The organism is Bacillus cereus group sp. BfR-BA-01330, assembly GCF_022663885.1.
Lineage (GTDB): Bacteria > Bacillota > Bacilli > Bacillales > Bacillaceae_G > Bacillus_A > Bacillus_A cereus.
Genome location: NZ_JAKUGK010000003.1, coordinates 333,628 through 359,457 on the forward strand (window position 1 = coordinate 333,628; position 25,830 = coordinate 359,457).

Here is a 25,830-nt window from a genome sequence, read left to right on the forward strand (position 1 = left end):
AATGGAATGAACATGCAAGGAAGAGTGAAATGGTTCAATGCAGAAAAGGGATTTGGGTTTATTGAGCGTGAAGATGGTGACGATGTATTTGTCCATTTTTCTGCTATTCAACAAGATGGGTATAAGTCATTGGAAGAAGGGCAACAAGTAGAGTTTGACATTGTAGATGGAGCACGTGGACCACAAGCAGCTAATGTTGTGAAACTGTAGGGTATATTGTTTTGGGAAGAGAAAGCTGCGTTTGTGGCAACGTTATATATATGTAGTAGAACCTCTTGTTTTTCGCAAGGGGTTTTTGTTATAGGGTAAGTTGTCAAAAAGTTGTTTCTTTTCTGTAACGAATTGTCCACAGAAATATTCGTTATTCACGATGTTAATAGGATAAAATAAAGATAGAAACGATGCATCTTTTCATTTCAACAAAAAACGATAAAAAAATCGCAATTCCACTAATTTTTTTAAAAAAGTTAGAAGGAGTTTTTAAGCCAATGTCGAAATTATAGTACATAGGCTTGAAAGGAGGAATTCATCTATGAAATTCAACATTCGTGGTGAAAATATTGAAGTAACTCCAGCATTAAAGGAATATGTAGAGAAAAAACTAAGTAAGTTAGAGCGTTATTTTGATACATTCCCAGAGATTAAAGTTAATTTAAAAGTATACTCTGACAAGCAACGTGTCGAGGTAACAATCCCATTTACTGATTTATTACTTCGTGCAGAAGAAACTAATAGCGATATGTACGCTGCTATCGATTTAGTAGTTGATAAAATTGAGCGACAAATTCGTAAACATAAAACAAAAGTAAATCGTAAGTTACGTGAGAAAGGTTCTATAAAAACGAACTTTATCCTTCCAGAAGCAGTAGCTGTTTTGGATGAGGTAGAAGAAGATGAATTAGAACTTGTACGTACAAAACGATTCGATTTAAAACCGATGGACGTTGAAGAGGCAATCCTACAAATGGATATGCTAGGACATAATTTCTTCGTCTTCACAAATGCTGATACAAACGAAACTAATGTTGTATATGGCCGTAAAGATGGGAAATACGGTTTAATCGAAACTAAATAATAATTCGAAAGCGCAGCCGAATGAGGCTGCGCTTTTTTTGCTGAAAATAGATTTTTAAAAAACTTTTCTTAATTTAGAACGAGACAATCGGCCGATTGTTGTCATAGTTATAAGACAAGTGTTACAATTATCATTAGGTATATACATTTTAGTTTTTTTAATTAGGAGAAAAATTGGCATAACATACATTTGATTTTTATAACGACTGATTGTAATAGAGAAAAAGAAAAACAATCGGAAGTTTTATTTTAATAAAAAGAGGAGCGTATTTCCTATGATCGGTATTTTAAAAAAGGTGTTTGATGTAAATCAACGCCAAATTAAACGTATGCAAAAGACAGTTGAGCAAATTGATGCATTAGAGTCATCTATTAAGCCACTAACTGATGAACAATTAAAAGGAAAGACGCTTGAATTTAAAGAACGTCTAACAAAAGGTGAAACAGTAGATGATTTACTACCTGAAGCTTTTGCAGTTGTTCGCGAAGCGGCAACTCGTGTTCTTGGAATGCGTCCATATGGCGTACAGTTAATGGGTGGTATTGCCTTACATGAAGGGAATATTTCTGAGATGAAAACGGGTGAAGGTAAAACGTTAACATCTACATTACCTGTATATTTAAATGCTTTAACAGGAAAAGGTGTTCACGTTGTTACAGTCAATGAATATTTAGCACAACGTGATGCGAGCGAAATGGGACAACTTCATGAGTTCCTTGGCTTAACGGTAGGAATTAACTTAAATAGTATGTCACGCGAAGAGAAACAAGAGGCTTATGCTGCTGATATTACGTATAGCACAAATAATGAGCTTGGATTCGATTACTTACGTGATAACATGGTTTTATATAAAGAGCAGTGCGTTCAACGTCCACTTCACTTTGCTATTATCGATGAAGTCGATTCTATTTTAGTCGATGAAGCACGTACGCCGCTTATTATTTCAGGACAAGCTCAAAAATCAACAGAGCTATACATGTTTGCAAATGCATTTGTTCGTACGTTAGAAAATGAAAAAGATTATTCATTTGATGTGAAAACGAAAAATGTAATGCTAACAGAAGATGGTATTACGAAAGCAGAGAAAGCTTTCCATATTGAAAACTTATTCGATTTAAAACATGTAGCACTTCTTCACCATATTAATCAGGGGCTTCGTGCACACGTTGTTATGCATCGTGATACAGATTATGTTGTACAAGAAGGCGAAATCGTAATTGTAGACCAATTCACTGGTCGTCTTATGAAAGGTCGTCGTTATAGCGAAGGATTACACCAAGCGATTGAAGCAAAAGAAGGTGTAGAAATTCAAAATGAAAGCATGACGCTTGCAACAATTACATTCCAGAACTACTTCCGTATGTATGAAAAATTATCTGGTATGACTGGTACAGCGAAAACAGAGGAAGAGGAATTCCGTAACATTTACAATATGAACGTTATTGTAATTCCGACAAACAAACCGATTATTCGTGATGATCGTGCCGATTTAATCTTTAAATCAATGGAAGGTAAGTTCAATGCTGTTGTTGAGGATATTGTAAATCGTCATAAAAAAGGGCAACCTGTTCTTGTAGGTACAGTTGCAATTGAAACTTCAGAGCTTATTTCAAAAATGTTAACGCGTAAAGGTGTACGTCATAACATCTTAAATGCGAAAAACCATGCTCGTGAAGCAGATATCATTGCAGAGGCTGGTATTAAAGGTGCTGTAACAATCGCGACGAACATGGCAGGTCGTGGTACAGATATTAAGCTTGGAGACGATGTGAAAAACGTTGGTTTAGCAGTTATCGGTACAGAGCGTCACGAAAGTCGTCGTATTGATAATCAGTTACGTGGTCGTGCTGGTCGTCAAGGGGACCCTGGTGTTACGCAGTTCTACTTATCGATGGAAGATGAATTAATGCGCCGATTTGGTTCAGATAATATGAAAGCAATGATGGACCGCCTTGGTATGGATGATTCTCAGCCGATTGAAAGTAAAATGGTTTCTCGTGCGGTAGAATCTGCACAAAAACGTGTTGAAGGAAATAACTATGATGCACGTAAGCAGTTACTGCAATATGATGATGTACTTCGTCAGCAACGTGAAGTTATTTACAAACAGCGTCAAGAGGTAATGGAGTCTGACAACTTACGCGGCATTATTGAAGGTATGATGAAATCTACAGTAGAACGTGCTGTTGCTCTTCATACACAAGAGGAAATTGAAGAAGATTGGAACATTAAAGGTCTTGTTGACTACTTAAATACAAACCTTCTTCAAGACGGAGATGTAAAAGAAGAAGAATTACGTCGCCTTGCTCCTGAGGAAATGAGCGAGCCAATTATTGCGAAATTAATTGAGCGATACAATGAAAAAGAAAAGCTTATGCCAGAAGAGCAAATGCGTGAGTTTGAGAAGGTTGTTGTATTCCGCGTTGTAGATACGAAATGGACAGAGCATATTGATGCGATGGATCACCTTCGTGAAGGTATTCATTTACGTGCTTACGGTCAAATCGATCCACTTCGTGAGTACCAAATGGAAGGGTTCGCGATGTTCGAGTCAATGGTTGCTTCTATTGAAGAGGAAATTTCTCGTTACATTATGAAAGCTGAAATTGAACAAAACTTAGAACGTCAAGAAGTTGTTCAAGGTGAAGCTGTTCATCCTTCTAGCGATGGCGAAGAAGCAAAGAAAAAGCCAGTTGTAAAAGGTGACCAAGTGGGCCGCAATGATTTATGTAAATGTGGTAGTGGTAAAAAATATAAAAACTGCTGTGGTATCGTTCAGTAATATAGGACGATAGCTTTGGCTGTTTTGCAAACTTTTATATCAAAAATGTATAATTAAGAAGGATTAAACTCTCTCCGTAATAAGTGGAGAGAGTTTCCCTTGTTTTCATACGAAAGTAACAGCAATTACATAGAGGTGAAGGAAATGGAATTAGTAGAAATTAGACAGGAATTAGAGAAAATGGCTAAGCGATTAGCGGCTTTTAGGGGGTCTCTTTGACCTCCCTACTAAGGAGAAACAAATTGCAGAATTAGAAGAGAAAATGATGGGCGCAGGATTTTGGGATGACCAACAAGGCGCACAAGCTGTAATTAATGAAGCGAATGCGTTAAAAGATATGGTTGGAAAGTTCCGTCAGTTAGATGAGACGTTCGAAAATTTAGAAATCACGCATGAGCTTTTAAAAGAAGAGTATGATGAAGATTTACATGAGGAATTAGAATCAGAAGTAAAAGGCTTAATTCAAGAAATGAATGAGTATGAGCTTCAGTTACTATTAAGTGATCCTTATGATAAAAATAATGCGATTTTAGAATTACATCCAGGTGCAGGTGGAACTGAGTCACAAGACTGGGGTTCTATGCTATTACGTATGTACACACGCTGGGCTGAAAAACGCGGATTCAAAGTAGAAACGGTTGACTATTTACCAGGTGATGAAGCTGGTATTAAGAGTGTAACTTTATTAATTAAAGGTCATAACGCTTACGGTTACTTAAAAGCAGAGAAAGGTGTACATCGTCTTGTACGTATTTCACCATTCGATTCTTCAGGGCGTCGTCATACATCATTCGTATCTTGTGAAGTTGTACCAGAGTTCAATGATGAAGTTGAAATCGAAGTACGTACAGAAGATTTAAAAATTGATACGTACCGAGCAAGTGGAGCTGGTGGACAGCACGTAAATACGACAGATTCAGCAGTTCGTATTACACATACACCGACAAATACGGTTGTAACATGTCAGTCGGAGCGTTCTCAAATTAAAAACCGTGAGCATGCGATGAAAATGTTAAAAGCGAAATTATATCAAAAGAAACTAGAAGAGCAACAAGCAGAATTAGATGAAATTCGCGGAGAGCAAAAAGAAATCGGATGGGGTAGCCAAATCCGTTCTTACGTATTCCACCCGTATTCTCTTGTAAAAGACCATCGTACAAATACGGAGGTTGGTAACGTACAAGCTGTTATGGATGGAGAGATTGATCCATTTATTGATGCTTACTTACGTTCTCGCATCTAATAAGCGAAAAAAAGCCAACGAAATTGTTGGCGCATGCTGAGGACAATAGAGGATATAAAGAATTTGATTTTATTTTTATAGATGAAGTAAAGAGGAAGAGAAGTTGGAAACGACAACTTCTCTTTTTGATGGGATTATATGTAGATTACAATGCTGTATATTGTTTTGTAAAAAGTAGAGAATAGTAAAATAGAGCGGTAATATGGTAAAGATTTATATAGAACTTTCTAATTTTCCTTTTAAAAAGGATGCTTTATAGGAGTTTTTTAAGTTGTTCACAGAATTGAAACAACTTATGAAAGCATTATTTTATCAAGGTTCTCACTGTATTTTTGAGGAATATGAAATACACCTTAGTTTTTCTATATAAAGATAATGCTTATAATGAAAATGAGTGTGTTAGGAATAAAAAGAATATCAACAATGGGGAGCGATAGAAGTGAAAAAGAAATTGTTGGCTATTGTGCTAGGGACATCGGTTGTTTTTGCTTTAGGAGCATGCGGAAATAAAGAAGAGAGTAAGTCTTCGAAACAGTCTGCAAGTACAGACAGCGCAGAACAAATTTTCCAAAGAAGTTGTGCGGGATGTCACGCAACAGATTTATCAGGGGCAACTGGACCTGATTTAAGAAAAGTAGGCGGTAAGTACGACGCTGCAGATATCGAAGAGATTATTAAAAAAGGCCGCGGTTCAATGTCACCAGGACTTATTCAAGGTGAAGATGCGAAAAAAGTGTCTGAATGGTTAGCTGAACATAAATAAAAAAGGTGAAATGGACGAGTTGATAATATAGTCAACTCGTTTTCCTTTTTTCTGGTATGTAACATAACTGTAACAAAAATGTATCCAAATTGGAAACCGTTTGATGTTACAATGGGGTTTGTAGAATTTTGCTGAAATATATTACATAGAGTGGTATTGCTTATGAGAAAGCATAAGTAAACTATCTTCAACAAGGATGACTAAATGAAAATGAAGGATGTCTTTTGTTTTCAGATGTACAGAAAAGTATTTCGAAAAAAATCATTAAGTATTGGGTGATAAATAATGATAAAAATGACGAATGTTTATAAGGAGTACCCGAATGGTATGAAAGCCATTGCTGGTCTTACAGTTAACATTAAACAAGGTGAATTCGTATACGTAGTTGGACCGAGTGGAGCCGGAAAATCTACATTTATTAAAATGATGTATCGTGAAGAGAAACCATCTACAGGATCTATTAATGTAAATGGACTTACTATCGAAACATTGGCAGAAAGAGATGTTCCGTATTTCCGTCGTCAATTAGGCGTGATTTTCCAAGATTTCAAATTGCTACCTAAATTAACGGTATATGAGAATGTTTCGTTTGCTTTAGAAGTAATTGAAGAAGAACCGGATGCAATTCGTGAGCGTGTAACAGAAGTTCTAGGTCTTGTAGGCCTTGAAGATCGTGCAGACGCACTTCCAAGTGAGCTTTCGGGCGGGGAGCAACAACGTGTGGCTATTGCAAGAGCAATTGTAAATAGACCAAAGGTTGTAATTGCCGATGAGCCAACAGGTAACTTAGATATTGAAACAGCTCTTGATATTATGAATATTTTTACTCGCATTAATGAGCGCGGCACAACGATTGTTATGGCGACGCATAATGCAGATATCGTAAATACAATCCGTCATCGTGTAATCGCGATTGAAGGCGGAAAAATTGTTCGAGATGAGATTGAGGGAGGATACGGATATGAAGGCTAAGACCCTTAGTCGACATTTGCGAGAAGGTGTAAAGAATCTATCACGTAACGGATGGATGACATTTGCTTCTGTTAGTGCAGTAACAGTTACATTATTACTTGTAGGTGTCTTTTTAACAGCGATTATGAATATGAACCATTTTGCGACGAAAGTAGAGCAAGATGTAGAGATTCGTGTACACATTGATCCAGCTGCAAAAGAAGCGGATCAAAAGAAATTAGAAGAAGATATGAGTAAGATTGCAAAAGTAGATTCTATTAAATATTCTTCTAAAGAAGAAGAGTTAAAACGTTTAATTAAAAGCTTAGGTGATAGTGGAAAAACGTTTGAGTTATTTGAACAAGATAACCCACTTAAAAACGTATTCGTTGTAAAAGCGAAAGAACCAACCGATACAGCGACAATCGCGAAGAAGGTTGAAAAAATGCAGTTTGTTAGTAATGTTCAGTACGGAAAAGGGCAAGTTGAACGATTATTTGATACTGTAAAAACTGGTCGTAACATTGGGATTGCGTTAATTGCTGGTCTTTTATTCACAGCGATGTTCTTAATCTCTAATACAATTAAAATTACAATTTATGCTCGTAGTACAGAAATTGAAATTATGAAACTTGTTGGTGCAACAAACTGGTTTATTCGTTGGCCATTCTTGCTAGAGGGATTATTCTTAGGAGTATTAGGATCAATTATTCCAATTGGCCTAATTCTAATTACGTATAATTCGTTGCAAGGTGTGTTTAATGAAAAACTTGGCGGAACAATTTTCGAGCTTCTACCATACAGTCCATTCGTATTCCAATTAGCTGGTTTACTAGTGTTAATCGGTGCTTTAATCGGTATGTGGGGAAGTGTAATGTCAATTCGTCGCTTCTTAAAAGTATAAAAAGTTGCAAACATAATTCGTACAAGCTTATCATATAGTAGAAATAGGTAAAGGCATCACACAATGTGTGATGCCTTTTGCTACACCACCTGTGTGTTTTGGAAAGGGGAATTCCGCATTGAAACGTAGAGTTGCAATTATTGGAATGGTTGTTGCATTTTTAATTGGTGCTGGCGGAATGTTTGCAGGCATGTCTGTATTTGGGGTTAACCCATCAGAAGTAACGCAAACAATTTCGAGTGGGAATGCTAGCACTGCGCAAGGGAATTTGGCAAAAATTAATGAGGCGTATGCACTAATTGATTCACGTTATGTGGAAGACGTGAAAGATGAAAAGTTAGTTGAAGGTGCAATACAAGGTATGTTGTCTACGCTGAAGGACCCTTATTCCACGTATATGGATAAAGAAACAGCCAAACAGTTTAGTGAATCGCTTGATCCCGAATTAGAGGGGATTGGGGCTGAGGTGAACAAGACGGACGGTAAGCTTATTATCGTATCGCCAATTAAAGGTTCACCAGCAGAAAAGATAGGAATTAAACCGAATGACCAAATTTTATCTGTAGATGGAAACAGTGTGAAAGACTTATCACGTGAAGAAGCAGTATTAAAAATTCGTGGTAAAAAGGGAACGACTGTCGCAATTGAAATTAAACGTGCGGGAGTAACTGATCCGATTGTATTTAAAATTAAGCGTGAAAAGATTCCGATCTTTACAGTGTTTAGTTCTGTGAAGCAAGAGAGCGGAAAAGATATCGGTTATATGCAAATCACTTCTTTTGCTGAAAATACAGCGAAAGAATTTAAGGATCAGTTAAAAGAGTTAGAGAAGAAAAATATAAAAGGCTTAGTTATTGACGTGCGTGGTAATCCTGGTGGCTACTTAAATAGTGTAGAAGATATACTAGGGGAAATTATGACGAATAAAAAGCCGATGCTACAAGTAGAGCAGCGAAATGGTGAGAAGAAGAAATTCTCTACGGAACTGAAAGAGAGAAAACCATATCCAATTTCAGTATTAATTGATAATGGAAGTGCTTCTGCTTCAGAGATTTTAGCGGGTGCGCTAAAAGAAGGAGAAGGATACGATTTAATTGGTGAAAAGACATTTGGTAAAGGTACTGTCCAGCAAGCTGTTCCATTTAAAGACGGCAGCAACATTAAATTAACGATGTTTAAATGGTTAACACCGGATGGGAACTGGATTCATAAAAAAGGAATCGCGCCAACAGTAGAAGTGAAGCAACCAAATTATTATCATGCGACACCAATTCAAATTGAAAAAACACTTTCATACAATTCAAATGATGTACAAGTAAAACATGCTCAAGAAATGCTTAAGAGCTTAGGTTATGTACCAGGTCGTGAAGATGGATACTTTAGTAAAGAGACAGAATCGGCTCTGAAAGCATTCCAAAATGCAAATGAAATGGAAGCGACAGGACAGCTTGATAAAAAGACAGCTGAAGCGATTCAAACTAAAATTATCGAAAAAATCCGTTCTGGAGAAAATGATCTACAATTACAGTCAGCATTAAAATTAATGGCAAAATAAGAAGAAATACAGGCAGTTTGCTGCCTGTATTTTTTTGTGTTAAACAAACGTTTGTTTAGTTATGATAATATAAAAAGAAAGAATGATATAAATGGTGGTGAATGAGTTCGTGGAGGCGTGGATTTTTGAAATAATGCGGGCAGTTGGACGTTTTTTCTTACACCCTGCTGTCTATATATTTGTAATAAGTAGTATCTTCGTTGGATACTTACGTATGTTAAGAGAACGAAAAGATTTTTCTTTTAAAGTTTATGATATTTGGTTTGAACTGCGAACCTCTCTATTTGCAGGGATTGGATACGGATTAGTAGTATCTATTATTACGATTGGGCTTGGACTTGTTGTTTCTAAAGCAAGCTTATGGGCCATTTTAATTTGGACGTTACTATTTGGATTAACGGCTATGTATCGATATTTATCGGCGGCTTATACATTTAGCATTGCGATTGTATGTGTTCTATTATCTTCTAAGCTACCAGTTTCCTTTTTACAGCTTCGAGAAGGTGAAGAGAGTACCATTGTATCCCTTGTTATTTTACTAGGCGTTATGCTTATTGTAGAAGGCTTATTGATTTCTAAAAACGCAGTAGGATATTCGACGCCGAGGATTAGGCAGGGGAAGCGTGGATTAAAGATTGGTTTACACGAATCAAAGCGTTTATGGATCGTTCCTATTTTTATTCTTGTACCGGGTGATGCGGTAACGCAGTTTATTTCATGGTGGCCTGTCGTTTCAATAGGTTCAAATACATATTCTCTATTCCTCGTTCCATTTTTAATTGGATTTATGAGAAATATTAAAAGTTATGAGCCGACGGAAGCTTTATTATTTACAGGAAGACGGGTTTATGGGTTAGCAGGACTTGTGCTCGTTTTAGGAATCGCAAGTTACTGGTGGCACGTACTTGCAATTATCGCGATGGGAGTCGCTATGCTTGGGCGTTTCACAATTTCGATGCAAGAAAAAATTGCCGATGAAACAAGACCAGCGTATTTTGCTGCACGCAATGATGGGCTCGTTGTACTAGATACAATTCCAAATACAATTGGAGCAGAGCTGAAATTACTGCCTGGAGAAATTATTACGAAAGCAAATGGAGTCATTCCAAAAAGCGCCGAGGAATTTTATGATGCGCTTCAAACGAAGACGACAGGAGCATTTTGTAAATTAGAAGTATTAGATACAAATGGTGAGCTTCGTCTTGCACAAACTGCATTATATGCTGGTGGACATCACGAATTAGGTATTGTATTCGTTGAACAGGAGCATGAGTGGGATTCGGAAGCGATGTAATAGAAGGAATGGTATCACCTTGTGGTGGTACCTTTTTTGTTTTTGGGGATGGGAGAGTAGTTAGTAAATGAAGTTTATATCGGCGATTTTGCAAATATATCAGCGCAACTCGAAATATATCGGCGATTATTCGAATATATCGACTTTCCAGCAAAAAACGACAACTATCGCAAAGCTTATTTTCAGTTTCATAGACGGATAACTTGAATAATTATTTGATAATGGTTATCATTTAGGGAGTCTTTTTAATTTTGGAAAATGGAGGTAAGATATGCTGCGTAAATTTTTCTCGTACTATAAACCGTATAAAGGTTTATTTATACTCGACTTTTCTTGTGCGGTTGTCGCAGGATTATTAGAACTCGGCTTCCCGCTTATCGTAAATCAATTTATTGATAAGTTATTGCCAGGGCAAAACTGGACGCTTATTTTATGGGCTTGTTTCGGTTTACTCGCAGTTTATATGTTAAATGCAGGCTTACAATATGTCGTTACATATTGGGGACATATGCTTGGTGTTAACATTGAAACAGATATGAGGCAGAAATTATTTGATCATATTCAAAAGCTATCATTCAGATTTTTTGATAATAATAAAACAGGTCATTTAATTTCACGCCTTACAAACGATTTAATGGAAATTGGAGAAATTGCTCACCATGGACCAGAAGATTTATTTATCGCCGTAATGACTTTAGTTGGGGCATTCTCATTTATGATGATGATCAACTGGAAGTTAGCGTTATTAACGTTCTTCGTCATTCCATTCCTATTATGGTTAGCGCTGTACTTCAATAAAAAAATGACAGGTACATTTAGACGTTTATTCTCAGATGTTGCTGATTTCAATGCATGTATTGAGAACAACGTTGGTGGTATTCGCGTTGTACAAGCATTCGGAAATGAAAAGTTTGAGAAAGAGCAATTTGCTGTGAACAACGCTCGTTTCCGTACAACGAAATTAATGGCGTATAAAATTATGGCGTTAAATTCGTCGATTAGTTATATGCTCATGCGTCTCGTAACGCTCTTTGTCTTAATATGCGGTACATGGTTTGTTCTGCAAGGGGAATTAACGTACGGTGGATTTATCGGATTCGTTCTATTAACGAATATTTTCTTCCGCCCAATTGAAAAAATTAACGCGGTAATCGAAAGCTATCCGAAAGGAATCGCCGGTTTTAAAAGATATGTAGAGCTTCTTGAAACAGAGCCTGACATTGTAGACTCTAAAGATGCAATGGAAGTGAAGCATGTACACGGTGATATTCAATATAACAACATTACGTTTGGATATGAAAACAAAGAACCGATTTTAAATGACATTAGTTTGAAAATACATGCAGGTGAAACAGTTGCGTTCGTTGGACCATCAGGAGCTGGGAAAACGACGTTATGTAGCCTATTACCACGTTTTTATGAGCAATCATCTGGATCGATTCAAATTGATGGAATTGATACGAAAGATATGACATTATCTTCACTTCGTAAGCAAATTGGAATTGTGCAGCAAGATGTGTTCTTATTCTCAGGAACAATTCGTGAAAATATCGCTTACGGAAATTTAAAAGCATCAGAAGCTGAAATTTGGCAGGCAGTAAAACGTGCGCAGTTAGAAGATTTAATTTACTCACAGCCGGACGGTTTAGATACTGTTATCGGTGAGCGCGGCGTGAAACTTTCAGGTGGACAAAAGCAGCGTCTAGCGATTGCTCGTATGTTCTTGAAAAACCCGCCAATTTTAATATTGGATGAAGCAACTTCTGCGTTAGATACAGAGACGGAACTTGCGATTCAAAAATCGCTTGCGGAGCTATCTGTTGGTCGTACAACATTAGTTATCGCTCACAGACTAGCAACGATTAAAAATGCAGATCGCATCGTCGTTGTAAATAAAGATGGTATTGCAGAACAAGGTTCACATAATGAATTAATTGAGCAAGGCGGAGGGTACAGTAGGTTATACGAAGCTCAGTTTAGTTCGTAAATATAATTTGTACAGAATTAGTGCACCATAAGTAGGTAAAAATCTCATATGGGAGGCTATAAAGTATGATTGTAACAACAACGTCTACAATTCAAGGAAAAGAAATTATTGAGTATATCGATATTGTCAATGGAGAAGCGATTATGGGTGCGAATATCGTTCGTGACCTTTTCGCCTCCGTCCGTGACGTTGTCGGCGGTCGTGCGGGTGCTTATGAAAGTAAATTAAAAGAAGCACGCGACATCGCAATGGAAGAGATGAAAACTTTCGCAAGACAAAAAAATGCAAATGCAATTGTTGGTATCGACGTGGATTACGAGGTAGTTCGCGAAGGAATGCTAATGGTTGCTGTGAGCGGGACTGCTGTCCGTATCTAAAATGAAAAGCCGTGCTGATGCACGGCTTTTTGTATTCTATGTCGAAGATTCAATATTTCTTGGGAAATGTGGAATGCCCCGTCGATATATAGGGAAGACATTAGAGTGCTTCTTTACATTTTTGAATTTGAGTTAATAATTTTGCGTATTTTTGTTCGAGAGATGTGATGTCATCGTGATGATTTGGAATGGAAATCCGGCCGATGACTTCTGTTAATTTTGTTTGTAATTGTAACAATTCTTGCTCAGTAACGTTTACAGAATCTTCGGTGGTTCTTTTTGTGTATTGCTCGTAATTACCGTGGAAGATTCTTGGTTCACTCTCATCTACTTGTAGAATATGGTCTGCAACAGAGCGAATAAAGGCACGGTCATGGCTAATGAAAAGTATTGTGCCAGGATATTCTTGTAACATGGTTTCTAATTCTTCTTGCGTCGCTAAGTCTAAATAGTTTGTCGGTTCATCTAGCAGAAGCATATTATAGTTTCCTAAAAATACTTTTGCGAGTGCAACCTTCATTCGTTCACCCCCGCTTAGAACGTGCACAGGTTTATGAACATCCTCACGGCGGAATAGAAGTCGTGCAAGTATTGTGCGAACGAATGCTTCTGTATAGTTTGTTTCTTCTAGAACATTTTCTAAAATGGTTTTATCTGTTTTTAAAATAGATAATGTTTGTTCGAAGTATCCAATTTTACAACTTTTCGATAGCTGCATGCCACGCTCGTTTGTGAGAAGCATGTTGAACAAAGTGGTTTTGCCGCTTCCATTTGCCCCTAAAACGGCAAGCTTTGCACCAGGGGCAATAGTTCCATTCATATTTTTAAATAGTATACGGTCGCCTATTTTCTTTGTTGCTTTATTGAATTGTACTGCCACCTTACTATGAATGGGTGTATGGTATTGCACGTCAAATTGAGCTTGAGAAAGATCCTTTGGCTTTTCCTTCTTTTCTAGTTTTTCGAGACGTGTCTCTAATGCTTTCGCTGCTTTACTAACCTGTTCTTGGCCATGAGCCCCACTTAACCTATAAAGTCTAGATTCAGATGAACTGAACCGTGTTGGGATTTTTTTCATGTTAGAAGCACGTTGCTTTCTTTGTAGAATGGACTGTTCTAAACGATTTTTTTCTTGTATATATTGCTCATATTCTGCTTGTTTTTGTATTCGTTCACGTTCTTTTTGTTTTCGATAGTTTGAATAATTACCTTTGTACTCTTGAATAATACCGTCTTCAATTTCAATAATTTTGGTACATATATTATCTAGAAATTCACGGTCATGCGATATTAAAACAAGTGCCCCTTTATAAGATGAAAGTGCCTTTTCTAATTGCTCTGTACCGACCATATCTAAGTGGCTTGTTGGTTCATCAGCGAATAAAATGCCTGCATTTTGTTCGAGAGCATGCGCAATCTTTAGTCGCATTCGTTCACCGCCGCTCATTGCGTCGGTAACGTTTGAAATACTCCATTTTCCTTTTGCGAGAGAAGAAGTGGTTTCCGGTAGTTCTTCGCTGAGCTGAGGAATGATGGCGATAGAACTATGATGAGTTACTAAGCCTCTGTCAGCTTCTATTTCTTTACTTAATATTTGCAATAACGTAGATTTACCAGCTCCGTTGACTCCGACAATTCCTATGCGATCCTGTGCTTGAATTTCCAGTGATGGTAATGTAAATAGTGTGCGATCACCAAAGCTCTTTTCAATATTACGTGCGAATAAAATAGTCATAAAAAAACCTCCCTAGTTTCACTAGAGAGGATAAATGTCGCCCTTGTATGTAAAAAATCGTACATAAATAAACGATTTTTTACATGATCGTTTCGAAAGAAAGTATCGACAAATGGACAGACTAATCCCCTGCTAGTTTTCATCATTTTTGTTCACTATTTGTGATGGATGAAATAAATAAGAGAATTAGAACTTCATTGGTCAAAGTACCTTCCTTTCATAATATTACTTTTATTGTATGCGCATACAAAATGGTTTGTCAAACTTATTTCTGTTCGCTATTTTTGAATTTATTATTATACAATTGTGCTTTTGCCAGCGCCTCAGCATCGTTTTTAATTTCATCCAGTCCATTCGCATCTCCAATAACATAACCTTCAAATGAAGAACCAACAAAATCAAAGATATATTGGAATTGAGCAATAAGCGGTAATGCTTTTAGCTTTGGATTATCCCCGCCAACGATGACAACATACATTTTTTTGCCTTTCATTTTTTCTTTGAAATGAAGAGATGTATCGCGCAAGCTTTGTGACCAGCGATCAACAAAGTTTTTCATATGTCCACTCATTCCGTACCAATATAATGGTGTAGCAAAGATAATCGTGTCGTGCTCTAGCATGCGTTTGGTTAACTGCTCATAGTCATCATTTACGGATTGGAATCCTTCTGCATCATGACGTTGGTCTGTAATAGGATAGACGGTATGATCACGCAAATAAGTTTGTTCTGTTTCAATGTCCTCTATCATCATATGTGTTAAAGCTTCTGTATTTCCGTTTTGTCTTGAACTGCCATGTATAACAAACATGTAATCATTCCTTTTCTTTTGCTTGTTTTAGGAGTGAAACGTGTTTTTGCAAATTCGCTTGGATGTTGGAAAGTAATGTGATTTGCTTTGTTACTTCATTGAGTTTATCTTCGTAAAGCGTAAGGATACTGCTACACGGATTGTCGTACAGGTGCGGTTCAATTTCAAGGCAGCGCAGCATCCTTGCCGTCTCTTCTAAATTTAAGCCAATTTGTAAGTACATTTGAATAAGCTCCACTTTTTCGATGGCACTTTCATCAAAATCACGGTAACCATTTGCGAGGCGCTTAGAAGGGAGTAAGCCCTTTTCTTCGTAATGTCTTAGTGATCTTTCACTAACGCCAGTTTCTTTTGATAATTCTCCAATTCGCAATGCGTTTCACTCCTTCTACATGTATTGTAAACCTTCACACTAATGTGAGGGTCAACTCTGTTTTTTCGCAAAAGAATCTACATGATTTAAGAACACTTGAATGGCTTTAGATGGAATGAAATATTTACCGCGTACGATGGAAAACGGACGGATTAGTTGTTCATTTGGAACTTCGACGTGGAATAGTTCTTTTGCTAGTAGCTCTTTCCGTACAGTCCAATCAGAAAGTATAGCGATGCCAAGACCGGCACTAACAGCTTCCTTTACACTTTGGATACTACTGAATGTAAAGAATCGTTTCATTTTTAAATGGTGTTGATGAATAAAGCGGTCACTATAAGCGCGTGTACCAGAACCACTTTCTCTTAGTACCCATACTTGATCTTGGAGTGTGCTTTCATTTATTTCCTTTGTGCGGAGTAGTGGATGATTTGGCGGAACGACGAGCTTCATTTCATCTTGCATAAATGTTTCAACGTTAACATCAGCGTATACGACTTGCCCTTCCACTAAGCCGATATCAATTTGATTAGAGCGAAGACTTTGCAAAACTTCTTCTGTATTTGAGATAAAGGTATGCACTTCGACGCGTGGATTTTCATTCGCATAGTTAGCGAGTATTTTTGGAAGTAAGTATTCGCCAATTGTAAAACTAGCACCGATGCGAAGTGTTCCTGTTACAACGTTATGTAGTTCATTAATTTCTTGCTTAGCATCTTCGTAAAGAGAGAGCATTTGCTTTGCATGAATATATAATATATTTCCAGCTTCCGTGACTTGGACATGTTTCGGAGATCGCTGAATGAGTGTAGTTCCAAATTCGTTTTCTAAGTTGCGTATATGCATACTTACGCCAGGCTGTGAAAGATTTAATAATTCCGCTGCACGAGAGAAGTGTTTCTGTTCAACGACAGTAACAAAAATTTTTAAAATGTCTACGTTCATTTGCAAAGCTCCTTTCGTTTTTCTTTCATCTTATCATAAGTATTTCTGATGATAGAGATTTGGTATTGGTATTAAACTTATTATAGAAACTCTCTTATAATGTAAGTAGAAAGAACATGCATGTTCCAATACGATTATTGGGGTGGTACAAGGTGGAACAAACACTTGTTATACAAAAGAAGAAGGGCTTTGGATTTTCGCAAGGAATTGGGATTACATTATTAATCGCAGTTGCCGCGAAATATTTAGCAGAGCTTCCATTTTTAAATATTATGGGACAATTAGTAATTGCTATTCTAATTGGGATGGTTTGGCGCGCTGCAATTGGAGTTCCTCATGATGCGATTGCAGGAACGAACTTTGCGAGCAAGAAGTTGCTGCGCTTTGGGATCATCTTACTTGGAATGCGATTAAATCTTGTTGATATTGCGAAGGCGGGACCGAAAGTATTGGTCATCGCGGCGGTTGTTATTACATTTACTATTTTTGTTGTATACGGACTAACGAAAGTATTTAAAGTAGAAAAGAAACTTGGGATTTTAACAGCATGCGGTACGGCAATTTGCGGCGCAGCCGCGGTCGTGGCAATTGCACCGCAAGTCAAAGCGAAGGACGATGAAACAGCAGTTGGGGCAGCAATCATCGCGATTTTAGGTACCATATTTACGCTTATTTATACGTTATTATATCCAGTGCTTGGTTTATCTCCGTACGGTTATGGTGTATTCTCAGGTGCGACGCTTCATGAAATCGCTCATGTCATCGCAGCTGCGGCGCCAGGAGGAAGTACTGCTGTAGACATCGCAGTTATTGTGAAGTTAACGCGCGTAGCAATGCTTGTGCCAGTAGCGATTTTAATTGGTCTATGGTTTGGTAAGAGTGAAGGTAGCAAAGAAAAGAAATCGTGGCGCGAACTTCCAATACCATGGTTCATTTTCGGGTTCTTAGCGATGAGTGCAGTGCATTCGCTCGGGATTATTCCAGAAGTTGTTGCGGGATACATTGTTGTTCTTGCTTACATGCTTATCGCAATGGCGATGGCAGGGCTCGGTTTAAATGTAGAGTTTAAAACGTTCCGTAAATTAGGAAGTAAAGCATTTGTGGCGGGGCTGATTGGCTCGGTTTGCTTATCGGTTCTTGGATACGTTCTTGTATATGCGTTAGGATTTATGTAGTAGAGGAGAAAGCTGTTCCCGAAGGTATTTGGGGACAGCTTTTTCTTATGATTATAGTAGCGCTACGGATGTCGATATATTTGGAAAATCGCCGATATAAATGGAGTTGCGCTGATATATTTGGGAAATCGCCGATATATTTCAAGTTGCACTGATATATTTAGAAAATCGCTGATATAAATTGAATTACTCTTGTACTTTGTTAGAGTAGATGTTCAATGAAACATTTTTCTAAAATTTGTAAAGATATCTTTACTTATAACTGGAAAATATTTATAATTTAAGTAAAGATATCTTTACTTTTGAAGGTGGATCCTATGGGTGTGAAAAATAAAATAAAAGAGTTAAGAAAGCAAAATCATATAACACAAGTTGAAATGGCAAAGGTGATGCAGGTGACGCGGCAGACGATAGTGGCGATTGAAAATCATCATTACAATCCGAGTCTAGAGTTATCTTTAAAAATTGCCAAATATTTTGGAGTGAAGGTGGAGGAAATATTTACGCTGGAGTAAGGAGAAAGAAAATAAATGATAAGCTTGAGAGATTTCAATTAGAGTAAACGTTTAAATATATAAGGATTGGTTTTGATTTATTAATTAGTATCGCATCAACGAGCGTGTTAGCAACAAGGAATAATAGATAGAAAAAGGGGAACTGGGATGGGATTACCGGTGTTATGTGTCGCTACAGCTATATTTTCGCTTCTTTGGGGAATGCAAAACTTTTCTCGTAATCCAGTGCCGAGTATTTGTATTATGATTGGTACTGTAGGTTTATCGTATTATTTATTATTATTAGCCCATTATCATAAAACGGCAACGAGTGTTGTTGTTGGAGCACTTATTTTATTTTGTGGGCGCGCCATACAAAAGGGGTTATTTCCATAAAAGCTGTTTATACATTTTGTATAAACAGCTTTTTGTATTTTTTTTACAAAAAGCTTGAAAGTTACGTAACGTCATCTTTTATAATGAAAGGGAAGAGGTGATGGTAGTGATTTCAATACAAGAATTGACGAGAGAAACAGGGGTTACAGTACGTACACTACGTTATTATGATCAAATAGATTTATTAAAGCCGAGCGGAAAAACAGAGGGTGGACATCGGTTATATAGTGAAAATGACGTTATTCGTTTGCAACAAATTTTATTTTTAAAAGAAATGGGATTTTCATTAAAAGAAACTGCGAATATGTTAGTAAAAGGTGAGCTGGATTTAAAAAATTCGCTTGAAAAACAACTTCGGTTTGTACAGGAAGAACAAAAGAAATTTAATCGAATGGAGAGTGTTTTACAAGCAGTTGTTTATTCGGTAGATGTGGAGGGAGAACTCGATTGGAAAGTTATGTTTGAACTGATTCAGCTTTCGAAGCAGTCTCCTCGTATACGTGAAATATTTCAAAATGAAGTATTTTCAAAGGAAGAACAAAAATTACTTCATAATTTACCAAACATGAGTAAGGAAGATCCGAATGTTTTAGAATGGGTAGATTTATTAAAGCAATTACGCACTTTTATGAAAGACGGTAAAGAAGCTGCTAGTGATGAGGTACAAGGGGCAATGAAGAGATTAATGCAGAAGTGTTTAGAAATGGCCAATGGTGATGAAGCGTTTTTAGATAAGTTATGGGAAGTTAGAAAATCGAAGGAAGATTCACAGAAAATGAGCATGTATCCAATTGAAGAAGAACTTTTAGTGTATATGGATGAGGCTTTTCGTATTTATGATGAAAGGGAGAAGGATAAATGAGCATACTCGCAGAATATCGTTGGTATTTTTTAATTGGGGCAGAAATTGTATTTTGGTTATCAGCTATCGGTTTCTTTTTACTTCGCTACGGATTCCGTTTGAAAAAGGCGAGTTTTATTATGGGAATTGTCCTCCTCGTAAATGAAGTGTTTATTTTAACTTTAGGAGTAGTGGACTATTATCAAACAGGAAAGTTCTCTAACTTTCAAATTATTACTGTAATTATTTTATTGTATGCAGTTTTCTACGGGAAAAAGGATTTGAAGAAGCTTGATATATTTGCACAAAAATCAGTTGCGAAATGGTGTAATGAACCGGCGCCTATTATTGAAGAACAGGTAGAATTAATAGGCATGGCCTATGCAAAGCAGGAAATAAAAAATTGGGTATTACATCTTGTTTTATTCGTTGGTGTGCACATATTCTTTTTCTTCGCGTATGGATTTATTCCATTTGAACAATGGGGTAATTGGTTAGAATCGGGAATCGTTTTAAATAAAGCTGCAAGTCGCGTGAGCCAAGTGTGGGCGATTGTATTTTTAGTTGATACAGCAATTTCATTTTCATATGTGATTTTTCCGAAGAAGGAGAAAGGAAAAGAAAAGCTACTTTCATAGTTGAAAGTAGCTTTTCTGGTATACAAATAATTTTTCTAGGAGAGGATGACAATAGAAAAAAGAATCAGCTGTATATGTCTATTTCTCTTTAGTTTAGTAGCATGTTCACCATCTAGCACTACAATTGATAAGAAGAATGATGTCATTGTAAAGGGAGTAGGAACTTCCAATCTAGATAAATTCGAACAGTTCGTTATGAACGTTGATCAAGGGGAAGTTGATAAAATAAGAATTGTACAGTATACCGATGAAGGTGACCCGGTTTTTCAAACGTTAGAGCATAGTGGGAAAGATATCCTTTATGTGTTAGATAGTAGACAAGACAAGTTTGCTGGTGACCATAAAGGATTACATAAAGATAGTTGTAAAAGTATTGTTAAAGAGCAGCGCGAATCAGAAAGTACTTATCGGTTAACAGATTGTACGAATGAAGATGGACGCAATGGATATGACTTATTATATGTATCAAAAAATAGAGTTAGTAGAGGAAGGAAGTATTTACTCCTTCCTTTTTCTATGTGTATATTGTCGAAAACTTTACCGAATATCTGTTCGTTTTTTTAGGTTTTTTATAGGTATTCGTGGTAAAATAATAATACAGATTTTTATGAGGAGGTCGGATTTTTTTGGAACGTCAATTTGAAATTGTCTCAGCGTATTCCCCGCAAGGTGATCAGCCGGTAGCTATAGAGAAGCTTGTAGAGGGAATTAATAGTGGAAAGAAAAAGCAAGTGTTGCTTGGAGCAACAGGAACGGGTAAGACATTTACGATTTCAAATGTCATTAAAGAAGTGCAAAAGCCAACACTTGTTATGGCTCATAATAAAACGTTAGCAGGGCAGTTATATAGTGAGTTGAAAGACTTTTTCCCGAATAATGCAGTTGAATATTTTGTTAGTTACTACGATTATTATCAGCCAGAAGCGTATGTACCACAAACAGATACGTTTATTGAAAAAGATGCGCAAATTAATGATGAAATTGATAAATTGCGTCACTCGGCAACGTCTGCATTATTTGAACGGGACGATGTAATTATTGTTGCGAGTGTTTCTTGTATATATGGCTTAGGTTCTCCAGAAGAATACCGCGAGCTAGTTGTTTCGCTTCGAGTTGGTATGGAAAAAGACCGTAATCAATTGCTTCGTGAACTTGTTGATGTACAGTATGGACGTAATGATATTGATTTCAAGCGTGGTACATTCCGTGTGCGAGGAGATGTAGTTGAAATCTTCCCGGCATCACTTGATGAGCATTGTATTCGAATCGAATTTTTCGGTGATGAAATCGATCGTATTCGTGAAGTAAATGCGTTAACAGGTGAAGTATTAGCAGAACGTGATCATGTAGCAATCTTCCCAGCATCTCACTTCGTTACACGTGAAGAAAAGATGAAGGTTGCTATTGAAAATATCGAAAAAGAATTAGAAGAGCGTTTAAAGGAATTAAATGATAACGGCAAGTTGTTAGAAGCGCAGCGTATAGAACAGCGTACACGTTATGATTTAGAAATGATGCGCGAGATGGGATTTTGTTCAGGTATTGAAAACTACTCCCGTCATTTAACACTTCGTCCAGCGGGGGCAACGCCGTATACGCTATTAGACTATTTCCCGAAAGATTTCTTAATCGTTATGGATGAATCGCACGTATCAGTACCGCAAGTAAGAGCGATGTATAACGGGGACCAAGCGCGTAAGCAAGTGCTTGTGGATCATGGATTCCGTCTGCCGTCAGCTTTAGATAATAGACCGCTCACATTCGATGAGTTTGAAGAGAAAACGAATCAAGTTATTTATGTTTCAGCAACGCCAGGACCGTATGAGTTAGAGCAGTCGCCAGAAGTAATAGAACAAATTATTCGTCCAACAGGGCTTTTAGATCCACCAATTGATATACGACCAATTGAAGGGCAAATTGACGATTTATTAGGAGAGATTCAAGATCGTATTGCAAAAAATGAACGTGTATTAATTACGACTTTAACGAAGAAAATGTCAGAGGATTTAACGGATTACTTAAAAGATGTAGGAATTAAAGTTAACTATCTTCACTCTGAAATTAAAACGTTAGAACGTATTGAAATTATCCGTGATCTTCGCCTCGGTAAATTTGATGTACTTGTCGGCATTAACTTATTGCGAGAAGGATTAGATATTCCGGAAGTATCACTTGTAGCTATTTTAGATGCTGATAAGGAAGGGTTCTTGCGTTCAGAACGTTCATTAATTCAAACAATCGGTCGTGCCGCGCGTAATGAAAACGGCCGCGTTATTATGTATGCAGATCGTATAACGAAATCTATGGGAATTGCGATTGAAGAAACGAAGCGTCGTCGTAGTATACAAGAAGCTTACAATGAAGAGCATGGTATTACGCCGAAAACGATTCAAAAAGGCGTTCGTGATGTTATCCGTGCAACGACAGCTGCTGAAGAGACAGAAACATACGAAGCAACTCCTGCTAAGAAAATGACGAAAAAAGAGCGCGAAAAGACAATTGCGAAGATGGAAGCAGAGATGAAAGAAGCAGCAAAAGCGTTAGACTTCGAGCGTGCAGCTGAACTAAGAGATTTACTATTAGAATTAAAAGCGGAAGGGTGAAAAAAGTGAGTAAGAGCAAGGATTTTATCGTTGTAAAAGGTGCTAGAGCACATAACTTAAAAAATATTGATGTAACCATTCCGAGAAATCAGCTTGTCGTTGTAACGGGATTGTCTGGTTCGGGGAAATCATCATTAGCATTTGATACGATTTATGCAGAAGGGCAGCGCAGATACGTAGAATCGTTATCTGCGTATGCGCGCCAGTTTTTAGGACAAATGGATAAGCCGGATGTGGACACGATTGAAGGATTGTCACCAGCAATTTCAATCGATCAAAAAACGACGAGTCGTAACCCACGTTCAACTGTCGGAACGGTAACGGAGATTTATGATTACTTACGTTTATTATTTGCACGAATTGGTACGCCAATTTGTCCGAATCATGGCATTGAAATTACGTCACAAACAGTAGAGCAGATGGTAGACCGCGTTCTTGAATATCCTGAACGTACGAAATTACAAGTGTTAGCGCCTATCGTTTCTGGGCGTAAAGGTGCGCATGTAAAAGTACTTGAAGATATTAAGAAGCAAGGATATGTTCGTGTTCGCGTTGACGGTGAAATGCTTGATGTATCTGAAGATATTGCGTTAGATAAAAACAAGAAGCATTCCATTGAAGTTGTAATTGACCGTATTGTTGTAAAAGAAGGAATCGCAAGCCGTCTTGCTGATTCACTTGAAAGTGCATTAAAGCTTGGCGGGGGACGAGTGTTAATCGATGTTATGGGAGAAGAGGAACTTCTGTTTAGCGAACATCACGCTTGTCCGCATTGTGGTTTTTCAATTGGAGAATTAGAGCCGCGTATGTTCTCATTCAATAGTCCGTTCGGAGCATGTCCTTCTTGTGATGGACTTGGTTCAAAGCTAGAGGTAGATTTAGAGCTTGTTATTCCTAACTGGGATTTATCATTAAATGAACATGCGATTGCACCTTGGGAACCGACAAGTTCACAATACTATCCACAACTTTTACAATCTGTATGTAATCACTACGGCGTTGATATGGATATTCCTGTGAAAGATATACCGAAAGATTTATTTGATAAAGTGTTGTACGGAAGCGGGGAAGAGAAGGTTTATTTCCGCTATGTAAATGAATTTGGTCAAGTAAAGGAAAATGAGATTTTATTTGAAGGTGTTATTCCAAACATTGAACGTCGTTATCGTGAAACGAGTTCCGATTACATTCGTGAGCAAATGGAAAAGTATATGGCAGAACAAGCTTGTCCAAAGTGTAAAGGTGGACGCTTAAAGCCTGAGAGTTTAGCTGTATTTGTTGGCAATAAAACGATTGCTGACGTAACGAAGTATTCAGTTCAAGAAGTACAAGAATTCTTCTCGAATGTAGAGCTAACGGAGAAGCAACAAAAAATAGCTCATTTAATTTTAAGAGAAATTCAGGAGCGCGTTGGATTCTTAGTGAACGTTGGTTTAGATTATTTAACGTTAAGTCGTGCTGCAGGAACTTTATCAGGTGGTGAGGCGCAGCGTATTCGTTTAGCGACGCAAATTGGTTCTCGTCTAACTGGCGTACTTTATATTCTTGATGAGCCTTCAATTGGTTTACACCAGCGTGATAACGATCGTCTTATTCGTACATTGCAAGAAATGCGCGATTTAGGTAATACGTTAATCGTTGTTGAACATGATGAAGATACGATGATGGCTGCTGACTATTTACTTGATATAGGGCCTGGTGCAGGTATTCACGGTGGACAGGTCGTTTCAGCGGGGACGCCGGCTGAAGTTATGCAAGATGAGAATTCATTAACAGGGAAGTATTTAAGTGGTAAAGAGTTTATTCCAGTTCCACTTGAAAGACGTAAAGGTGATGGACGTAAAGTAGAGATTGTCGGCGCAAAAGAGAATAACTTAAAGAATGCGAAAATGTCATTCCCACTCGGTACGTTTGTAGCGGTAACAGGGGTATCTGGTTCTGGTAAAAGTACGATGATTAATGAAGTATTATATAAATCGTTAGCTCAAAAGTTATATAAAGCGAAAGCGAAGCCAGGTACTCATAAAGAGATTAAAGGTCTTGAACATTTAGATAAGGTAATTGATATTGATCAATCACCAATTGGTCGTACACCACGTTCTAATCCAGCGACGTACACAGGTGTATTCGATGATATTCGTGATGTGTTTGCACAAACGAATGAAGCGAAAGTGCGCGGATATCAAAAAGGACGTTTCAGCTTTAACGTAAAAGGTGGCCGTTGTGAAGCGTGCCGTGGTGATGGAATTATTAAAATCGAAATGCATTTCCTACCAGATGTGTATGTTCCGTGTGAAGTTTGTCATGGTAAACGATATAATCGTGAAACGTTAGAAGTGAAATATAAAGATAAGAATATTTCTGAAGTGTTAGGGATGACAATTGAAGATGGAGTAGAATTCTTCGCCAATATTCCTAAAATTAAGCGTAAACTTCAAACGCTTGTAGATGTTGGGCTTGGTTATATGAAATTAGGTCAACCAGCAACAACATTATCTGGTGGGGAAGCACAGCGTGTGAAATTAGCTTCTGAATTACACCGTCGTTCTACAGGTCGTACGTTATACATTTTAGATGAGCCAACGACTGGTTTGCATGCGCATGATATTGCACGTCTTCTAGAAGTGCTGCAACGTCTGGTTGAGAGCGGTGAGACGGTACTTGTAATTGAACATAATTTAGATGTAATTAAAACAGCTGATTATATCGTTGACCTTGGGCCAGAGGGCGGAGATAAAGGTGGACAAATCGTTGCTTCCGGAACGCCAGAGCAAGTAGTGAAAGAAGAACGCTCATACACAGGTAAGTATTTAAAAGAGATTTTAAATCGTGATAAAGCAAGAATGAAAGAGAAAATAAAAGAAGTAGAGTTATCGCAATAAGTTTAT

Annotated in this window: 22 protein-coding genes and 1 pseudogene; 19 read left to right on the forward strand and 4 right to left on the reverse strand. The window is 37.4% G+C overall.

The features are described 5' to 3' along the window. Nucleotides 1–12: 12 nt before the first annotated feature. The 11 genes from cspC to MR112_RS10800 all read left to right on the forward strand — a co-directional run bounded on the left by cspC (nt 13) and on the right by MR112_RS10800 (nt 12,931). A complete protein-coding gene (gene cspC / locus MR112_RS10750) occupies nt 13–210 on the forward strand; it encodes a cold shock protein CspC (RefSeq protein WP_001990088.1) in 198 nt (65 codons plus the stop codon). A 322-nt stretch (nt 211–532) separates the two neighbouring features. Next, nucleotides 533–1,075, forward strand: a complete 543-nt coding sequence (gene hpf / locus MR112_RS10755; RefSeq protein ID WP_000671185.1) for a ribosome hibernation-promoting factor, HPF/YfiA family — start codon at nt 533–535, stop codon at nt 1,073–1,075. 274 nt (nt 1,076–1,349) lie between these two features. Then, nucleotides 1,350–3,857 (forward strand): preprotein translocase subunit SecA, encoded by a 2,508-nt coding sequence (secA, locus tag MR112_RS10760; RefSeq protein ID WP_000579385.1) that lies wholly within the window; start codon nt 1,350–1,352, stop codon nt 3,855–3,857. Between the two features lie 144 nt (nt 3,858–4,001). Further along, nucleotides 4,002–5,100 (forward strand): peptide chain release factor 2 gene (prfB, locus tag MR112_RS10765; RefSeq protein ID WP_096001716.1). Its coding sequence is split into 2 segments (ribosomal slippage): nt 4,002–4,073 and nt 4,075–5,100, totalling 1,098 coding nucleotides; the frame shifts between segments, so codons are not numbered across the junction. A 439-nt stretch (nt 5,101–5,539) separates the two neighbouring features. Beyond that, the gene (cccB, locus tag MR112_RS10770; protein ID WP_242244946.1) at nt 5,540–5,863 is read left to right on the forward strand and encodes a cytochrome c551; all 324 of its coding nucleotides are present in this window, start codon (nt 5,540–5,542) and stop codon (nt 5,861–5,863) included. Between the two features lie 285 nt (nt 5,864–6,148). Continuing rightward, on the forward strand, nt 6,149–6,835 hold the full coding sequence (gene ftsE / locus MR112_RS10775) for a cell division ATP-binding protein FtsE (RefSeq protein ID WP_000594321.1): 687 nt from the start codon (nt 6,149–6,151) through the stop codon (nt 6,833–6,835). Continuing rightward, complete coding sequence (gene ftsX, locus MR112_RS10780) at nt 6,825–7,718, forward strand: permease-like cell division protein FtsX (RefSeq protein WP_000645027.1); 894 nt, start codon at nt 6,825–6,827, stop codon at nt 7,716–7,718. The genes ftsE and ftsX overlap by 11 nt, the downstream gene beginning before the upstream one ends. Nucleotides 7,719–7,836: 118 nt before the next feature. Continuing rightward, nucleotides 7,837–9,273: a S41 family peptidase gene (locus MR112_RS10785; protein WP_000830313.1), complete on the forward strand. Its 1,437-nt coding sequence runs from the start codon at nt 7,837–7,839 to the stop codon at nt 9,271–9,273. A 91-nt stretch (nt 9,274–9,364) separates the two neighbouring features. Then, nucleotides 9,365–10,567 (forward strand): PDZ domain-containing protein, encoded by a 1,203-nt coding sequence (locus tag MR112_RS10790; protein ID WP_134266182.1) that lies wholly within the window; start codon nt 9,365–9,367, stop codon nt 10,565–10,567. Between the two features lie 271 nt (nt 10,568–10,838). Continuing rightward, the gene (locus MR112_RS10795) at nt 10,839–12,554 is read left to right on the forward strand and encodes an ABC transporter ATP-binding protein (protein ID WP_000944620.1); all 1,716 of its coding nucleotides are present in this window, start codon (nt 10,839–10,841) and stop codon (nt 12,552–12,554) included. A 65-nt stretch (nt 12,555–12,619) separates the two neighbouring features. After that, complete coding sequence (locus MR112_RS10800; RefSeq protein ID WP_000637523.1) at nt 12,620–12,931, forward strand: heavy metal-binding domain-containing protein; 312 nt, start codon at nt 12,620–12,622, stop codon at nt 12,929–12,931. 100 nt (nt 12,932–13,031) lie between these two features. On the opposite strand, the gene abc-f is transcribed toward MR112_RS10800, so the two are convergent. From abc-f to MR112_RS10820, 4 genes are all read right to left on the reverse strand, one after another. Further along, nucleotides 13,032–14,666, reverse strand: a complete 1,635-nt coding sequence (gene abc-f / locus MR112_RS10805) for a ribosomal protection-like ABC-F family protein (protein ID WP_242244947.1) — start codon at nt 14,664–14,666, stop codon at nt 13,032–13,034. Between the two features lie 265 nt (nt 14,667–14,931). Next, nucleotides 14,932–15,477 carry a flavodoxin family protein gene (locus MR112_RS10810; RefSeq protein ID WP_242244948.1) on the reverse strand — a complete coding sequence of 182 codons (546 nt, stop codon included), beginning with the start codon at nt 15,475–15,477 and terminating at the stop codon, nt 14,932–14,934. Between the two features lie 4 nt (nt 15,478–15,481). Then, a complete protein-coding gene (locus MR112_RS10815) occupies nt 15,482–15,850 on the reverse strand; it encodes a MerR family transcriptional regulator (RefSeq protein WP_001219204.1) in 369 nt (122 codons plus the stop codon). A 51-nt stretch (nt 15,851–15,901) separates the two neighbouring features. After that, entirely contained in the window at nt 15,902–16,795 is an 894-nt protein-coding gene (locus tag MR112_RS10820; RefSeq protein ID WP_001100009.1) for a LysR family transcriptional regulator, read from the reverse strand. A gap of 152 nt (nt 16,796–16,947) precedes the next feature. Between MR112_RS10820 and MR112_RS10825 the strand changes: the two genes are divergently transcribed. From MR112_RS10825 to uvrA, 8 genes and pseudogenes are all read left to right on the forward strand, one after another. Next, nucleotides 16,948–17,970: a YeiH family protein gene (locus MR112_RS10825; RefSeq protein ID WP_242244949.1), complete on the forward strand. Its 1,023-nt coding sequence runs from the start codon at nt 16,948–16,950 to the stop codon at nt 17,968–17,970. Nucleotides 17,971–18,287: 317 nt separating this feature from the next. After that, nucleotides 18,288–18,485 carry a helix-turn-helix transcriptional regulator gene (locus MR112_RS10830; RefSeq protein WP_000538370.1) on the forward strand — a complete coding sequence of 66 codons (198 nt, stop codon included), beginning with the start codon at nt 18,288–18,290 and terminating at the stop codon, nt 18,483–18,485. Between the two features lie 147 nt (nt 18,486–18,632). Beyond that, on the forward strand, nt 18,633–18,860 hold the full coding sequence (locus MR112_RS10835; protein WP_000524139.1) for a hypothetical protein: 228 nt from the start codon (nt 18,633–18,635) through the stop codon (nt 18,858–18,860). A gap of 100 nt (nt 18,861–18,960) precedes the next feature. Then, entirely contained in the window at nt 18,961–19,722 is a 762-nt protein-coding gene (locus tag MR112_RS10840; RefSeq protein WP_000260344.1) for a MerR family transcriptional regulator, read from the forward strand. Continuing rightward, nucleotides 19,719–20,339 (forward strand): hypothetical protein, encoded by a 621-nt coding sequence (locus MR112_RS10845; protein WP_242244950.1) that lies wholly within the window; start codon nt 19,719–19,721, stop codon nt 20,337–20,339. Before MR112_RS10840 ends, MR112_RS10845 begins: the two co-directional genes overlap by 4 nt. 45 nt (nt 20,340–20,384) lie before the next feature. Then, nucleotides 20,385–20,810: pseudogene (locus MR112_RS10850) on the forward strand (DUF4362 domain-containing protein); the annotation flags it as partial. Between the two features lie 155 nt (nt 20,811–20,965). Beyond that, entirely contained in the window at nt 20,966–22,942 is a 1,977-nt protein-coding gene (gene uvrB / locus MR112_RS10855; RefSeq protein WP_000441059.1) for an excinuclease ABC subunit B, read from the forward strand. A 5-nt stretch (nt 22,943–22,947) separates the two neighbouring features. Next, the gene (gene uvrA / locus MR112_RS10860) at nt 22,948–25,824 is read left to right on the forward strand and encodes an excinuclease ABC subunit UvrA (protein WP_000045559.1); all 2,877 of its coding nucleotides are present in this window, start codon (nt 22,948–22,950) and stop codon (nt 25,822–25,824) included. Nucleotides 25,825–25,830: the final 6 nt, after the last annotated feature.

What these genes read in the sequence shown, in the direction of transcription:
- MR112_RS10830 (WP_000538370.1), top strand. Translation starts at nt 18,288, where the DNA reads ATGGGTGTGAAAAATAAAATAAAAGAGTTAAGAAAGCAAAATCATATA.
- MR112_RS10790 (WP_134266182.1), top strand. Translation starts at nt 9,365, where the DNA reads ATGGTGGTGAATGAGTTCGTGGAGGCGTGGATTTTTGAAATAATGCGG.
- secA (WP_000579385.1), top strand. Translation starts at nt 1,350, where the DNA reads ATGATCGGTATTTTAAAAAAGGTGTTTGATGTAAATCAACGCCAAATT.
- ftsX (WP_000645027.1), top strand. Translation starts at nt 6,825, where the DNA reads ATGAAGGCTAAGACCCTTAGTCGACATTTGCGAGAAGGTGTAAAGAAT.
- MR112_RS10820 (WP_001100009.1), bottom strand. Translation starts at nt 16,795, where the DNA reads ATGAACGTAGACATTTTAAAAATTTTTGTTACTGTCGTTGAACAGAAA.
- MR112_RS10840 (WP_000260344.1), top strand. Translation starts at nt 18,961, where the DNA reads ATGGTAGTGATTTCAATACAAGAATTGACGAGAGAAACAGGGGTTACA.
- MR112_RS10800 (WP_000637523.1), top strand. Translation starts at nt 12,620, where the DNA reads ATGATTGTAACAACAACGTCTACAATTCAAGGAAAAGAAATTATTGAG.
- MR112_RS10835 (WP_000524139.1), top strand. Translation starts at nt 18,633, where the DNA reads ATGGGATTACCGGTGTTATGTGTCGCTACAGCTATATTTTCGCTTCTT.
- abc-f (WP_242244947.1), bottom strand. Translation starts at nt 14,666, where the DNA reads ATGACTATTTTATTCGCACGTAATATTGAAAAGAGCTTTGGTGATCGC.
- hpf (WP_000671185.1), top strand. Translation starts at nt 533, where the DNA reads ATGAAATTCAACATTCGTGGTGAAAATATTGAAGTAACTCCAGCATTA.
- MR112_RS10810 (WP_242244948.1), bottom strand. Translation starts at nt 15,477, where the DNA reads ATGTTTGTTATACATGGCAGTTCAAGACAAAACGGAAATACAGAAGCT.
- MR112_RS10795 (WP_000944620.1), top strand. Translation starts at nt 10,839, where the DNA reads ATGCTGCGTAAATTTTTCTCGTACTATAAACCGTATAAAGGTTTATTT.
- MR112_RS10845 (WP_242244950.1), top strand. Translation starts at nt 19,719, where the DNA reads ATGAGCATACTCGCAGAATATCGTTGGTATTTTTTAATTGGGGCAGAA.
- ftsE (WP_000594321.1), top strand. Translation starts at nt 6,149, where the DNA reads ATGATAAAAATGACGAATGTTTATAAGGAGTACCCGAATGGTATGAAA.
- cspC (WP_001990088.1), top strand. Translation starts at nt 13, where the DNA reads ATGCAAGGAAGAGTGAAATGGTTCAATGCAGAAAAGGGATTTGGGTTT.